Origin of the sequence: Streptomyces sp. T12 (assembly GCF_028736035.1) — a bacterium.
In the GTDB taxonomy this organism is placed as follows: Bacteria; Actinomycetota; Actinomycetes; order Streptomycetales; family Streptomycetaceae; genus Streptomyces.
In genome coordinates, this window is the sequence record NZ_CP117866.1 from 701,186 (window position 1) to 714,792 (window position 13,607).

The 13,607-nt window shown below is 69.7% G+C and carries 11 protein-coding genes; 2 read left to right on the forward strand and 9 right to left on the reverse strand.

The genetic code is table 11. From position 1 onward, the window contains the following. Positions 1-530 precede the first annotated feature (530 nt). Genes PBV52_RS03150 through PBV52_RS03165 form a run of 4 tightly spaced genes read right to left on the reverse strand, consistent with a single transcriptional unit; the run spans position 531 to position 4,390 of the window. Positions 531-2,057: a class I adenylate-forming enzyme family protein gene (locus PBV52_RS03150; protein ID WP_274236709.1), complete on the reverse strand. Its 1,527-nt coding sequence runs from the start codon at positions 2,055-2,057 to the stop codon at positions 531-533. Then, positions 2,054-2,548: a zinc-binding dehydrogenase gene (locus tag PBV52_RS03155; protein ID WP_274236710.1), complete on the reverse strand. Its 495-nt coding sequence runs from the start codon at positions 2,546-2,548 to the stop codon at positions 2,054-2,056. The genes PBV52_RS03150 and PBV52_RS03155 overlap by 4 nt, the downstream gene beginning before the upstream one ends. After that, complete coding sequence (locus tag PBV52_RS03160; protein WP_274236711.1) at positions 2,484-3,155, reverse strand: alcohol dehydrogenase catalytic domain-containing protein; 672 nt, start codon at positions 3,153-3,155, stop codon at positions 2,484-2,486. Before PBV52_RS03160 ends, PBV52_RS03155 begins: the two co-directional genes overlap by 65 nt. Then, positions 3,155-4,390, reverse strand: coding sequence for an aldehyde dehydrogenase family protein (locus PBV52_RS03165; RefSeq protein WP_274236712.1), 1,236 nt, complete (start codon positions 4,388-4,390; stop codon positions 3,155-3,157). The genes PBV52_RS03160 and PBV52_RS03165 overlap by 1 nt, the downstream gene beginning before the upstream one ends. A 625-nt stretch (positions 4,391-5,015) precedes the next feature. Between PBV52_RS03165 and PBV52_RS03170 the strand changes: the two genes are divergently transcribed. Beyond that, positions 5,016-6,401 (forward strand): MFS transporter, encoded by a 1,386-nt coding sequence (locus PBV52_RS03170; RefSeq protein ID WP_274236713.1) that lies wholly within the window; start codon positions 5,016-5,018, stop codon positions 6,399-6,401. A gap of 62 nt (positions 6,402-6,463) precedes the next feature. On the opposite strand, the gene PBV52_RS03175 is transcribed toward PBV52_RS03170, so the two are convergent. From PBV52_RS03175 to lnt, 4 genes are all read right to left on the reverse strand, one after another. Continuing rightward, positions 6,464-8,407: a GAF domain-containing protein gene (locus tag PBV52_RS03175; RefSeq protein ID WP_274236714.1), complete on the reverse strand. Its 1,944-nt coding sequence runs from the start codon at positions 8,405-8,407 to the stop codon at positions 6,464-6,466. 76 nt (positions 8,408-8,483) lie between these two features. After that, entirely contained in the window at positions 8,484-9,290 is an 807-nt protein-coding gene (locus PBV52_RS03180) for a 3-hydroxybutyrate dehydrogenase (protein WP_274236715.1), read from the reverse strand. 54 nt (positions 9,291-9,344) lie between these two features. Beyond that, positions 9,345-9,824, reverse strand: coding sequence for an NUDIX domain-containing protein (locus tag PBV52_RS03185; protein WP_274236716.1), 480 nt, complete (start codon positions 9,822-9,824; stop codon positions 9,345-9,347). 68 nt (positions 9,825-9,892) lie between these two features. Then, a complete protein-coding gene (gene lnt, locus PBV52_RS03190; RefSeq protein ID WP_274236717.1) occupies positions 9,893-11,503 on the reverse strand; it encodes an apolipoprotein N-acyltransferase in 1,611 nt (536 codons plus the stop codon). Positions 11,504-11,858: 355 nt separating this feature from the next. On the opposite strand from lnt, the gene PBV52_RS03195 reads away from it, so the two are divergent. Continuing rightward, positions 11,859-12,926, forward strand: coding sequence for an O-antigen ligase (locus PBV52_RS03195; RefSeq protein WP_274236718.1), 1,068 nt, complete (start codon positions 11,859-11,861; stop codon positions 12,924-12,926). Positions 12,927-13,010: 84 nt separating this feature from the next. Here the strand turns inward: PBV52_RS03195 and PBV52_RS03200 are convergent, their stop codons facing one another. Next, a complete protein-coding gene (locus PBV52_RS03200) occupies positions 13,011-13,553 on the reverse strand; it encodes a hypothetical protein (RefSeq protein ID WP_274236719.1) in 543 nt (180 codons plus the stop codon). Positions 13,554-13,607 lie beyond the last annotated feature (54 nt).

The window sequence follows — 13,607 nt, forward strand, 5'->3', positions numbered from 1 at the left end:
GGTCCGGCACTGGTGGTGCTCACGCTCTCCCGGGTACGGCCGGGCCCCACGGCTTCGCTACGTGAGCGCCCACGTTGTCGGGGGCCGGTGTGCACCACGTCCGCCTCGGACTGCGTGGCCCGGCGCGGCTCGCACGCATCGCCTCCTCCCTCTGAGGTCCTCATCGCCCCCATGCGCAAAGGAGTCCGACACCGGAAGGCTTCGGCGCCGGACTCGGCTTCCTCGGGCCTGCGTTCGACATGCTCCTCATCGGTAGTTGGTGGGCAGCTCACGCCAGGCCGGGGCAGCGGAGGGTGCTGCGTCAATGCCCCGCGCCGGGCCTGTGCATGGCATCGGCGAGCGCGGTGCTCTCGGCACAGGCGTCGGCGGCCATATTCGTGCCGCAAGCGGGGCGGGGCCCGGGCTCGCAGTTGCCCAGGCATGCCCTTACGGCTGGCTGATCTCCTCATAGTTGGCCACGTTCATTCAAACTCCATCAAGTGGTAGGGGCGGCCGACCCGCTCGTAGGCGCGGATCGGCCACGGAGGTGGTTACGCTTCTGCCCGAGGAGCTTCCAGGAGCTTTCGTCGCATGATCTTGCCGCTCGACGTAGTGGGGAGCGAAGAGACGAAGACGACCCGGCAGGGCCGTTTGTAGGCGGCCAGGCGGTCTCGAGTGAAGTCGAGGATCTCCTCTTCGCTGAGCTTCATGCCCGCACGAAGCACGATGCAGGCACAGGCGAGTTCGCCCTTGACGTCGTCGGTGACGGCTCCGACCCCGACCATGGCGACGGCGGGATGCGCAGAGATCACCCGTTCGATCTCGGCGGGATAGACGTTGTAGCCCGCCGTGATGATGAGGTCCTTGCGACGGTCCACGACGAAGAAGTGACCACTGTCGTCGGCATAGGCGATGTCGCCGGTGTGCAGCCAGCCGTCGGGCTCGATGGTCTTCTTCGTTTCCGTCGGGTTCCCGTAGTAACCCATCATCACGAGTGGTCCGCGCACCATGAGTTCGCCTGGTTCACCGACCGGCGCGTCACGCGTGGCGTCGCCGAGGTCGGCAACCCGGACCTCGAGACCCGGCAGCGAGATCCCGATTGAGCCGTGGACTGGAGGTGCATCAATGGCGTGCGTCGTGCCCAGCCCGGAGATCTCCGTCATTCCCCAGAGTTCGATCAGCGGTGCACCTGATCGCTGCTCCCATGCCTCGATCGTGCTCTCGGCGATGGTCTGCCCGCCGACAGTGCACCGGTCCAGCGAGGTGAGGTCCGCCTCGCGCACCGCCGGTTCAGCGAGCAGCATCGCGTACATCGCCGGGACGCCCTCGAACATCGTTGCACGGTGCTCGCTGATCAGGGCAAGTGCCTGGTCGGGCGCGAAGCGTTCCATGAGCACCACCGTGCCTCCGGCCAGCAGCGTTCCGTTGATGGCCACGTTGCCGTAGACGTGGGTTGCCGGGAGCGCGGTGACGACGACATCTCTGCTGGTGTGCCCGTGCATGGTCGCAGTGAGTGCACAGTTGAGCAGGACGGCGCGATGCGACTGCATGGCACCCTTGGGATGGCCGGTGGTGACGGAGGTGTAGCCGATGGTGGACAGCGAGGTCGGCTCGACCAGTGTCGGTTGCTCGAGCGGTTCTTCGGCGAACGGCCGACTGAATGCGTCTTCGTCCGTTCCGTCGAGCGCCAGCACGCATTGCACGCTGTCGATCTCCGAGGTGAGCGTACGCAAATCCGGCAGCCGCTCGGCCGCGGTGAGGACTGCGACAGCCTGGCAGTCGTTCAGGACGAATGCCACTTCAGGCGGAGTGAGCATGACGTTGATCGGGTTGACCACCGCGCCGGCGCGCAGGATCGCGTGGTACGCGACAATCCACTGCCAGCTGTTCGGGCCGTACAGGGAGACCGTCCGTCCCGGCGTGATCCCTCTACGCCGTAGCCCGTTGGCTGCCCGGCTGGTCAGGTCGTCGAGTTCGGCGAACGTCAGCGTTCTTGTCGGGGTGACCAGAGCAGTCTTGTCCGCGTACCGGGAGGCCGCGTACGGCACGATGTCCCCGGGGCGGTTCAATGCGTTCATGCTGGGAACCTCACAACGGCCTTGGTCACTTTGCCGTGGTGTGCGGAGTCGATCGCCTCGTTGATCTCGGCGAGCGGGAAGACCTGGAGGAGCCGGTCGAACGGGAACTTGCCCTCTCGGTACAGCGAGATCATGCGCGGAATGAACTCGTCCGGGTCGGCGTCGCCTTCGATGACTCCGACCAGGGAGCGGCCGAAAAGCAGATGGCCCTGGTTGATGGTGATCTCGTTGTCGGCGCCCTGGAAACCAACCGAGGCGCAGATGCCGGGGGACTTCAGGCATTCCAGTGCCTGCTGTACGACGGCGGGGAAGCCGATGCAGTCGACTGAATAGTCAGCTCCGCCCTCGGTGATGCGTGTGATGGCCTCGACAGGATCCTCATGCTTGGGATCGACGGCGTGGGTGGCGCCGAGTTCCAGGGCCAGCTCACGTCGGCTGAGCTGCGGGTCGACAGCGATGATGGTCGGGCAGCCGGCCACCTTCGCCGCCATGATCGCCGACAGGCCGACCGATCCGGCGGCGAAGACGACAAGAGCTGCCCGGCGCCGGATCAAGGGTGTTCAGCACCACACCGGCTCCGGTCTGGATGCCACAGCCCAGCGGGCCGAGCAGCTCCAGCGGCAGATCGCGGTCCACCTTCACGATGTTGCGAGGCGTCGTGATCACGTGCGCCGACCAGGAGGACTGGCCGAAGAAGTGGCCGTGTACGGGCAGGCCTGCCGCGCTGTAGGCGGTGGTGCCGTCGGCGCGGGCGCCCCCGAAGTTCAGGGCCATGAAGTCGCGGCAATGGACGAGCGTGCCGGTCTTGCAATTGGTACAGGTTCCGCAGTAGGCGTAGCTGAGCACGACGTGGTCACCGACCGCCACATCGGTGACGGCCGCGCCGACCTGCTCCACGATGCCGGAACCTTCGTGGCCCAGGATGAGCGGCAGCTGTCCCGCTTCGGCGGCCGCGATCACTCCGAGGTCGGTGTGGCAGATCCCGGAGGCGGTCACTTTGACCAGCACCTCGTCGTCCCGCGGTGCCTCCACCTCGATGGTCTCGATGGACAGGGGCGCCGCAGTCGAGCGCAGTACGGCGGCAGTGGTCTGTGGCATCAGACGGCTCCCTCGGTCTTGTTGAGGGTGATGGTCTGCCAGTTGGTGTACTCGGTGAGACCGTGCAGGGAGTTCTCGGCCCCGATACCCGACTGCTTGTGCCCGCCGAACACCTGGTGGGGCGAGTACTGGTGTACCTCGTTGAGCCACACCGTGCCCGCGTCGATCTGCCGGCCGATCCGCTGGACCGCCTCAAGGTCCTTGCCCCAGACGGTGGCGCCCAGACCGAAAGGAGTGTCGTTGGCGCGGGCGATCACGTCTTCCTCGTCACGCCACTTCAGCAGCGGGAGGATCGGCCCGAACGGCTCTTCCTGCACCAGCCGGGAGTCCTCGGGCGGGTTGTCGACCAGGGTGACCGGGACGAACCAACCCGGTGCCGAGTCGTCGATCTCACCCCCGAGGGCGAACGTGTATCCGTTGTCCTTGCAGTCCGCGAAGTACTCCTTGACCTTCTCGAACTGGGGCGCGTTCTGGATGGGGCCCAGCTGAGTGTCAGCCTCGGCGCCGTCGCCGACCCTGACGGTGCGGGCGTAGTCGACGAGCGCGTCGCGTACCTCGTCGTAGACGTCCTCGTGGATGTAGAGCCGCTTGCTGGCGTTGCAGAACTGGGCGTTGTTCTGGAAGGCCGCCCAGAACAGCTGCGGTGCCACCTTGGCGGGGTCGACATCCGGCAGGACGATCGCCGGGTCGTTGCCGCCCAGTTCGAGGGTCAGACGCTTGAGGTTGCCCGCCGCCGACCGCATGACGTGCTTGCCGGTCTCGGTGCTGCCGGTGAAGGCGATCTTGTCGATGCCCGGGTGGTTGGTGATCCGCTTGCCCAGGTCGTCATCGCCGGAGAGGGCACTGAGCACGCCCGGGGGCAGCAGGTCCTGCATGACCTCGACGAGCTTGAGGTCGCACAGTGGCGTGAAGGGAGAGGGCTTGACGATCATGGTGTTGCCGGCGACGAGCGCGGGAGCGATCTTCCACACCATCAGCAGGATGGGGAAGTTCCAGGGCACGATCGCGCCGACGACACCGACCGGGGTGTAGCGGGTCACGACCCGGCGCGAGTCGTTGTCTTCGACGACCTCGTCGAGCAGGGACTGCTTGGCGAGGTCGCGGAACCAGGCGACGGAGCCGTACACCTCCCACTCGGCCCCGGCGCGCGGCTTGCCCTGCTCCTTCGTCAGCAGAGCGATGAACTCCTCGGCGCTCGGCTGACACGGTGGCCCGTACGACCACCAACTCGTCATCAACTACGACGCCTTCGGCCTTGTGGAACCACAGGTCCCGGAGGAGCACATCACTCACGGCCGTTCATGTCGCGCTTGTGGTGACCCTCCGTGGCTCCGGCACTGAAAGTAATCCAGAACCACGATTCAGTCGTTACCGACAGCGTGTACCACCATGAGACGAAGAATCTACTGGGACGACCGCCCACCGAAATCAAATCCCGGCCCCGCGCTCACCCGCCCGGCAACCGAGTCGCATCGACCGGTTTGGCCTTCGTTCGAGTCGCCTGCCGCAGCGCAGCTCTGGGCCCGATCCGCCCCTGATGCCCGAGTTCTACGGAGCGTAGTCAGCACCAAGTCAGCACGGGAGAGACGAACACGGGTGATGACATGGGAATTTAGTCAGCACGAAACCAGCACGGGAGTCAGCACACCACCGTCAAATCACCCCCAACTACACTTCCCGGACAGCGCAAATTTCGCCAGTCTCCAAGCCCCTCAGCCGCCGCTCCGCGAGCCGGCATGGTGGTCCAACGCATAGCCACGCCCCGAACTATGTCGTCCCACCACATGTGCGCCTGACCTGCACGTTTCTACGGTGTGCCAACACGTACCCGTCCCCACCGCACACGAGGAAGTGGCGCACATGGCCTCCGGAACCACCGCTCCCCCACCACCCGGCAACCTCAAGCGCATCGTCGCCGCCAGCCTCATCGGCACCACCATCGAGTGGTACGACTTCTTCCTCTACGGCTCCGCCGCCGCCCTCGTCTTCAACAAGCTGTTCTTCCCGGACTCCGACCCGCTCGTCGGCACACTGCTGTCCTTCCTGACGTACGCCGTCGGATTCGCCGCCCGGCCGCTGGGAGCACTGGTCTTCGGGCACTACGGCGACCGTCTCGGCCGCAAGAAGTTGCTGGTGCTGAGCCTGCTGCTGATGGGTGGGGCTACCTTCGCGATCGGGCTGCTGCCGACGCACGCGACCGTCGGGGCAGCCGCGCCCGTGCTGTTGACCGTGCTGCGCCTGGTGCAGGGCTTCGCCCTCGGTGGTGAGTGGGGCGGGGCCGTGCTGCTGGTGTCCGAGCACGGGGACGCGCGGCGACGCGGCTTCTGGGCCTCGTGGCCGCAGACCGGAGCGCCCGCGGGCCAGTTGCTGGCAACCGGCGTGCTGTCCCTTCTGACGGCCCTGCTGTCGGACGGCGCCTTCACCACATGGGGCTGGCGGATACCGTTCCTGCTCTCGGGTGTGCTGGTGATCGTCGGTTTGTGGATTCGTCTGTCTGTCGATGAATCGCCCGTCTTCAAGCAGGCGTTGGCCCAGGCGGAGGCGCGCAAGGTCGCGCACGCGGCGGCGGCCGAGAAGCTGCCCCTGGTCTCCGTGCTGCGGCACCACTGGCGTGACGTGCTGGTGGCGATGGGCGCGCGCATGGCGGAGAACATCAGCTACTACGTCATCACCGCGTTCATCCTCGTCTACGCCCCCACCTCGGCCGGCGTCTCCAAGCAGACCGCACTCAATGCCGTGCTGATCGCCTCCGCCGTCCACTTCGCCGTCATTCCGGCCTGGGGGGCGTTGTCCGACCGTGTCGGCCGCCGTCCCGTCTACCTGCTGGGCGCGGTCGGCATCGGGCTGTGGATGTTCCCGTTCTTCTCGCTCGTCGACACCGGCGGCTTCGGCAACCTGATCCTCGCCGTGACCGTGGGCCTGGTACTGCACGGCGCCATGTACGCGCCCCAGGCCGCCTTCTTCTCCGAGATGTTCGCGACCCGCATGCGCTACTCCGGTGCCTCCATCGGCGCCCAGTTCGCCTCGGTCGCGGCCGGCGCGCCCGCACCGCTCATCGCCACCGCACTGCTGTCCGACTACGGCAGCTCCACCCCGATCGCCCTGTACGTCATCGCCGCGGCCGTCCTGACCGTGATCGCAGTGGGCGCCGCCAAGGAGACCCGCCACCGGGATCTGGCCGACATCGAGTCCCCCACCGACGCAGAGCCCGCCGCGGCCCGCGCGGCGGACGCGCGCACCGTCTGACCTCTGGCCGACCCGGCCAAGTCCCCTGGAACCGCCCCCCCGTACGCCCGTGCGTACGGGGGTCAGCGCTGTCCCGGTGCCGACAACCGGTGCAGCCGCAGGGCCAGTTGGACCTCCAGCGCGCGGGCGGGGCTCTGCCAGTCGTCGCCGAGGAGGCGGCCGACGCGCTCCAGTCGCTGGGCGACCGTGTTCACATGGACGTGCAGTTCGTCCTTGGTGCGCGCCGGGCTCATCCCGCAGGCGAAGTACGCGTCGAGGGTGCGCAGCAGGTCGGTGCCGCGCCGTTCGTCGTACGCGACGACCCGACCGATCGTACGGTCGACGAAACCCGCGATGTCCCGGTCCCCGGCCAGCAGCAGCCCCAGGAAGCCGAAGTCCTCGGCGGCGGCGCCGTCCCCGGAGCGGCCGAGCAGCCGTAGGGCGTCGAGGCAACGGCGGCCCTCCTCGTAGGCGGCGGCGACGGCGTCCGGGTGGGCGGCCAGGTCCTCGACCGGGGCGGAGGCGCCGACGGTGACCGCCTCATGGACGGCTGTGCCGAGATGTCGGGCGGTGCGGCGGGCCAGGTCGGTGGCGGTGTCCCCCGCTTCGAGGGGCAGGAGCAGCACCGTGCCACCGTCGCGGGCTGCAGCCAGGCCGTGCCGGGTCGCGGCGAGGTGGGACGCGGCGGACCACAGGCGTCTGCGTGCGGCCGCCTCCTGGTCGGCGTCGGCCGCGACGGCGTCGAGGCGCGCGGCAAGCACGACATGCCCGGCGTCGAGGTCGGCGTCCAGCCGCGCCGCGCGCTCGCGCAGCAGACGCGGGTCACGGTCGCGGGCGTCGAGCAGGTCGTCCAACAGCTCGCCCCGCACGCGCTGTTCGGCCTCGGCGGCGGAGCGCCGGGCAAGGAGCAGGAGCGAGGTGACCATCGCGGCCCGCTCCAAGGTGCGCTGGTCGACGGGGTCGAGGCCTGGGTGGCCACACAGCACCAGCGCGCCGAGCAGTTCGCCACCTGCGGCCACCGCGGCGATCCAGTCGTCGTCGTGCCGTACCGCGTGGCCTTCGGCGCGGGATGCCTCCAGCGCCTGGGCCGGTGCGGCGGCGGCCTCCGTGAACTCGACCATGCCGTCGAGGACTTCGGAGACCGCGGCGGCCACGTCGTGCACCCCGCCACCGCGCAGCACGAGTTCGGCGAGCCGGTCGTGCACGTCCGAGGCCCGTTCGATCACTCCGCTGCGGTCCCGGATGATCTCGTTGGCCAGCTCCAGGTCGGCGAGGGCCGAGCGGGTCTCGGTGAGCAGGTTCGCGGTGTCGATGGCGGCCGCGGCGAGGGCGGCGAAGGAGCCGAGCAGCGCGATCTGCTCCCGCTCGAAGACCCGGGCGCGCCGGTCCGCCGCGAAGAGAACGCCGATCACGTGGTGCCCCAGCATCAGGGGCACCCCGAGGATGGCCACCAGCCCCTCGTCGCGCACGCCGGCGTCGATGGTGAGGGTGTGCTGGAAGCGGTCGTCCTTGAAGTAGTCGTCGGTGACGTAGGGGCGGGCGGTCTGCGCGACGAGTCCGCCGAGGCCCTCACCCATGCCGAGCCGCAACTGCTGGAACCTGGCGGCGACCGAGCCCTCGGTCACCCTCATATAGGTGTCGCCCCTGGCCGGGTCGTTCAGGCTGAGATAGGCGACGTCCGTGCCGAGCAGCGACCGGGCGCGCTGCACGATCGCCTGCAGTACGGCGTCCAGGTCCCGGAGACCGGCCAGGTCGTGGGCGGTCTCGAAGAGGGCCGACAGCTCGGCCTCCCGCCGGCGCCGCCCTTCCAGCTCGGAGCGCACGCGCAGCGCGAGCAGCTTGGCCTGCTCGAGGGCGACGATCCGCTCGGTCGGTCTGCCCTCGGCACGGGCGAGCAGCACCGGCTGCTCGTAGGCGTCAGCGGACGCACCCCTGGCCAGCAGCTCGAGAAACGGCGTCTCGGCGCTGCTCAGGGACGCTCCGGCAGCGGCGGAACGCGAGGCGGACTGCACGTGATCGCGGGACATGCCCACAGGATTGCTCATCGCACCGCCGTCCCGTCAGCCCTGTGGATAACTCGGAATTCCACCGGCGCCGGCCCGCTCAGTGCGCGGTCCAGCCACCGTCAAGTACGAGCGACGTGCCGGTCACGAAGGACGCCTGCGGGCTGCACAGGTACGCCACGGCTTCCGCGACCTCCTCCGGTTCGATGAGCCGCTTGACCGCGCTGTCCTGCAGCAGCACCTCGGACAGCACCCGCTCCTCGGGGATACCGTGCGCCCGGGCCTGGTCGGCGATCTGCTTCTCGACCAGTGGGGTGCGCACATAGGCGGGGTTCACACAGTTCGAGGTGACGCCGTGGGGTGCGCCCTCCAGGGCAGCGGTCTTGGAGAGTCCCTCCAGACCGTGTTTGGCGGCCACATAGGCGGACTTGAAGGCCGAGGCGCGCAGCCCATGGACCGAGGACACATTGACGATCCGGCCCCAACCCTGCCCGTACATATGTGGCAGGGCACCACGGATGAGCCGGAACGGCGCCTCCAGCATCACGGTGAGCACCGTGTGGAAGACGTCGGCCGGGAACTCCTCGATGGGGCGCACCAGTTGCAGCCCGGCGTTGTTGACGAGGATGTCGGTGCCTGCGGCGGCGAGCTCGGCGGCGTCCAGGTCCGTGAGGTCGAGGATGTGGGGTTCAACAGCGCCGGCGAGGCCTCGCGCCCGCTCGGCAAGCGCCTCCAGGCCCGCGGCGTCCCGGTCTACCGCTCTCACCTTGGCCCCTGCGGCCGCCAACCGCAGCGCACAGGCGCGGCCGATGCCACCGGCCGCGCCTGTGACGAGGGCGGTGCGGCCACCGAAGTCGAGCGAAGGCAGGGAAGGGCCGTGAGCCGGCAGGGTGCTGGGCGGGGTCATGGCACGACCCTAGGCAGCACCCTCGCCAGGCCACATATGGTCACAACCCATACTTCAGTCCGAACTCATAGGCTCGAACCACGTGGGTTCATCGGACAGTGCCTGCTTGATCCGGAACAGCTGACGTTCGTCCATCACGGGCAGCGCGTCCACCTCGAACCAGCCGACCTGCAGCGATTCATCGTCGTTCACCCGTGCCTCGCCACCGACGGCTCGACAGCGGAAGGTGACGTCCATGAACTGGCACGTGTCGCCGTTGGGATAGGTGACCTCATTACCCGACCTGACCAGGACGATTCGCTCGGCGACACACCGGACGCCCGTCTCCTCGTACACCTCCCGCACGGCGGCGGCCGCAGGCTGCTCGCCCGGGTCCGGGATGCCGTTGATCACTGTCCACTTGCCGTTGTCCGCGCGCTGCCCCAGCAGGACCCGCCCCTCGTCGTCGAAGACGACGGCGCTGACCCCGGGGAGCCACAGCAGTTGGTGACCGGCGGAGGCCCGGATCGTACGAATGAAGTCAGGAGTAGCCATGGCTCCGACCCTAATGGGCCGGTGGCGGCGCCCCCGGCGGTTTCCGGGGGCGTTCGACCGGCGTACGGCTACACGTCAGCGGTGCGTCGCACGCGCATCCCTGCGCCGATCGCCCAGCCGAGGCCGCCGACGGCGACCAGCACGAGGGCGATCTCCGGCAGGATGCCGAGCCGCGTGGCGGGCGTCTCGCTGGAGCGCAGCGGCACCTTCTGGACCAGCGAGTCGGCCACGAACATGCCCGTCCTCTGCGTGATCGTCCCGTCCGGCATGATGATCGCGCTGACGCCGCTGGTCACCGGGACGGTGACGGTGCGGCTGTGCTCTACGGCGCGGACGCGGGACATGGCGAGCTGCTGGTAGGTCATCTCGCTGCGGTCGAAGGTCGCGTTGTTGCTCGGCACGGAGATCATCTGCGCGCCGTCGGTGACCTCGGAACGCACGGTCCAGTCGAAGGCCGCCTCGTAGCAGGTGACGAGGCCGACCTTGGCACCGTCCATGGTGAACACACCCGGTTCGCTGCCCCGGCTGAAGTCCTGGCGGACCATCGAGGTCCAGTTCTCGTTGATCGCCCCGACGAGCGAACGCAGGGGCAGGTACTCGCCGAAGGGCTGGATCTGCCGCTTGTCGTACGTGTCGACGGGGCCCTTGGCCGGGTCCCACAGGATCTGCTCGTTGAGCAGCTTGCCGTCCCGCTCGACGACGCCGCCGACGGAGATGGGCACGCCGATCGCCTTGGCGGCCGTGTCGATGACGGCGCGCGCGTCGGCGTTGGCGAAGGGGTCGATGTCGGAGGAGTTCTCGGGCCACAGCACGAAGTCGGGCTGCGCGACCTTGCCCGCCTTGACCTCGGCGGCCAGGCGCTCGGTCTCACGCGCGTGGTAGTCGAGTACGGCTCGCCGTTGGGAGTTGAAGTCCAGTCCGGCGCGCGGCACATTGCCCTGGATGACCGCGACGGTCGCGGTGCCGTTCTCGGCCTTGTCACTGACCAGCGGCCGTGCGGCCACAGCGGCCACCACCGGCACGGCCACGCTCAGCAGGGCGACCGCGGCAGCGGACCGCCGTACGGCCCGCGTGCGCCGCGCCTCGACAGCGAGGCGTACCACCTCGTAGAGACCGAAGCCGCAGAGAACGACCGCGAAGCCGAGCACCGGGGTGCCGCCCACCGCGGCGAGCGGCAGGAAGACGCCGTCGGCCTGGCCGAATGCGATCTTGCCCCAGGGGAAGCCGTTGAACGGCGCACGCGCGCGTGCCGCTTCTCCGGCGATCCACAGCGCCGCCGCCCACACCGGCCAGCCCGGCAGCTTGGACACCGCGGCGACTCCCGCGCCCACCAGCGCGACGAAGACCGCCTCGATCGCGACCAGCGCGAGCCAGGGGCCGGGGCCGACCTCCACCCCGGTCCACACCAGCAGCGGCAGCAGAAAGCCGAGGCCGAAGAGATAGCCGAGGCCAAGGCCCGCCTTCCAACTGCGGCCGCGCAGCACCCAGCCGAAAACGGCGAAGGCCGGCAGGGCCAGCCACCACAGGGTGCGTGGCGGGAAGCTGACGTAGAGCAGCACTCCGGAGAGCGCCGCGGCGAGGGCCGGAACCAGGCGCACGAGCCGTGCCGCGCGCGAGGCGGGCGCGATCTGCGGCTGCAGCTGGTCCGACTCGCCCACGGAAGTTGCGGTGACGGTCACTCCGGGAGTGTACGGCGGTTGACGTCGGCGCCGACAGCGCGGTCCGGTGGGGGCAGGGCTCCCACGTGGGCGCATGCGTCCGTCGGGTCCACGGCAAGGTCCACTGCGAGCGCGGTCCCCTCGCGGGGCGACGCGGCGGGGCCGTCGGCCGGCCGTCCCAGTGCCCGGCGCCGTCGCCGGCCCCGCGGCACTCAAGCGACGCATCGTTCCTGCACGACACGTCCACAAATCGCCCATCAGCCGTTACGGTATGCCGGAGCCCAGTCGTACCGGCAGGTCAGGTCAGGTCCGGACGGCGGGGCCCGTCACAGGTCGGGGGACCGGGTTTCGGGGGGGCGGGGTGGATGTCACGGGGATGACGTCTGCGGCAGGTCCGGATGAGGACGGCGACAGACGAAACGTTTCTGATGCGGCGGGCGTGGTCGTGCTGGGGGCATGCGCGGCGTGGTCGCTGATCTCGGCCGCCGTGCACGCGGGCCGCCCCGAGGGTGTGCTGCTCGCGATCCTCGCCGTCGCCGCCGGTTATGCCGCGGGGCGGATCGGCGGAGCGCTGCTGCCGGTCGCCGCGCCCTGCGCCGGAGCACTGGCCGGAGTGGGCCTGACGCTGGCCGTACCGCACCTCGCCCCCGGTCCGCAGATCGTCGCCCCGCTGGGCCACGCCGGTGCCACAGCCGCCGTACTGACCCTCTGCGCCGGCGCCGCGTGCTGCGCCGCCTGGGCCACCTCGGCACCGGCCCTGCGACTGGGTCTGCGCGCGCTGGCCGCAGGAATCGCGGTGACCGCCGGCGCCCTCGGCTCGACCTCGGGCTTCGTCACCTGTTCCGCTGTCGTGCTGTGCTCGCTCGCCGCCGGTCGCATCCGCCATCGCGGCATGGGCATCGCGGGGCTGGCCCTGGGCGCGGCCTCGGTCACCGGTCTGACCTGGGCGGTCGCCGGGCATGCGGTGCCCGGCGGACTCGTCGACTGGCTCGAGGGTCAGCTGACGCGGCACCGGATCCAGCTGTGGCACGACGCCCTGCACCTGGCGGGCCAGGAACCCGCCGTGGGCGTAGGCCCGGGACGCTTCGGGGAACTCAGTACGACGGCCACCGGGACGCTTCTGTCCGACGGCAAGCCGCACTCGGCACCCCTGCAGCAGGCGGCGGAACAGGGAGTGGTCGGCGTCATCCTCCTGGCGGCGGCCTTCTGCTGGATGCTGTTCGCGCTGTGGCGCAGCACGCGCTCCACCCCGGTCGCACTCACCGCGGGTGCGGCCCTGACGGCGCTGGCAGCCATCGCCACGGTCGGCAACGCGCTCAGCTTCACCGCGGTGTCCGTGGGCGCGGGCCTGCTGGCGGGGCTGGCCACGGCACGTCCGGTCGCTCACGGATCGCAGGAGCGCGAGATCGACGTACACGCGCGTGGCGATCGGCTGACCCCATGACGCGGTGGGCGGCGAAGGGGGCGGGGGCGGCCCACACACGTGACTCCGAGTCCCCTCCCCCACGGTGGCGACCGGGCCCTTGATTCAGTGCGCGGTGCCGGGTGCCCGCGTCCGCAGGCGGTCCCTGATCACCAGTACGGCGGCCTCCGCGTCGTCCACGGTGATCGTGAACGAATGGCCGTCCCACAACCGCAGCACCAAGCCCTCACCACGCCGTACGACGACCGCGGTGCCCTTCTCGGGCCGCCACCGGTAGCCCCAGCCACCCCAGTGACGCGGGGTGACGTGCGCGACGAAGTCGGCGCCCGCGACCTCGGACAGCGGAATGCGGCGGCGCGGCACACCGATGTGGCCGCAGCGCACCTCGAGGCACTCCTGGTCGACCCTCAGGGCGACATGCACGAACGCCAGGGTGCCGAAGAGGACCAGCAGCCCGGCCGCGATGCAGCCTACGACGGCCATCACGAGCGGGGCGACGCCGTCCGTCCACGGTGAGTCGACGGCCAGCTCGATCCCGAGCGCCATACAGGCGGCACCGACGAGCGCCAGCAGCCACTGGACCCGGTTGGTCGCCCGCCCGGTCCAGACATCGGGGTGCGGCTGCGCGCTGTGGGGGTGGTCCCTCATGCCTATGAGGTTACTCAGGTTTCGCTGCGCTGGTACCGCGCTGCGGAGGGTGAC

What these genes read in the sequence shown, in the direction of transcription:
- PBV52_RS03150 (WP_274236709.1), bottom strand. Translation starts at nt 2,057, where the DNA reads ATGAACGCATTGAACCGCCCCGGGGACATCGTGCCGTACGCGGCCTCC.
- PBV52_RS03175 (WP_274236714.1), bottom strand. Translation starts at nt 8,407, where the DNA reads ATGTCCCGCGATCACGTGCAGTCCGCCTCGCGTTCCGCCGCTGCCGGA.
- PBV52_RS03195 (WP_274236718.1), top strand. Translation starts at nt 11,859, where the DNA reads ATGACGTCTGCGGCAGGTCCGGATGAGGACGGCGACAGACGAAACGTT.
- PBV52_RS03170 (WP_274236713.1), top strand. Translation starts at nt 5,016, where the DNA reads ATGGCCTCCGGAACCACCGCTCCCCCACCACCCGGCAACCTCAAGCGC.
- PBV52_RS03200 (WP_274236719.1), bottom strand. Translation starts at nt 13,553, where the DNA reads ATGAGGGACCACCCCCACAGCGCGCAGCCGCACCCCGATGTCTGGACC.
- PBV52_RS03165 (WP_274236712.1), bottom strand. Translation starts at nt 4,390, where the DNA reads ATGACGAGTTGGTGGTCGTACGGGCCACCGTGTCAGCCGAGCGCCGAG.
- PBV52_RS03155 (WP_274236710.1), bottom strand. Translation starts at nt 2,548, where the DNA reads ATGGCGGCGAAGGTGGCCGGCTGCCCGACCATCATCGCTGTCGACCCG.
- PBV52_RS03160 (WP_274236711.1), bottom strand. Translation starts at nt 3,155, where the DNA reads ATGCCACAGACCACTGCCGCCGTACTGCGCTCGACTGCGGCGCCCCTG.
- PBV52_RS03185 (WP_274236716.1), bottom strand. Translation starts at nt 9,824, where the DNA reads ATGGCTACTCCTGACTTCATTCGTACGATCCGGGCCTCCGCCGGTCAC.
- PBV52_RS03180 (WP_274236715.1), bottom strand. Translation starts at nt 9,290, where the DNA reads ATGACCCCGCCCAGCACCCTGCCGGCTCACGGCCCTTCCCTGCCTTCG.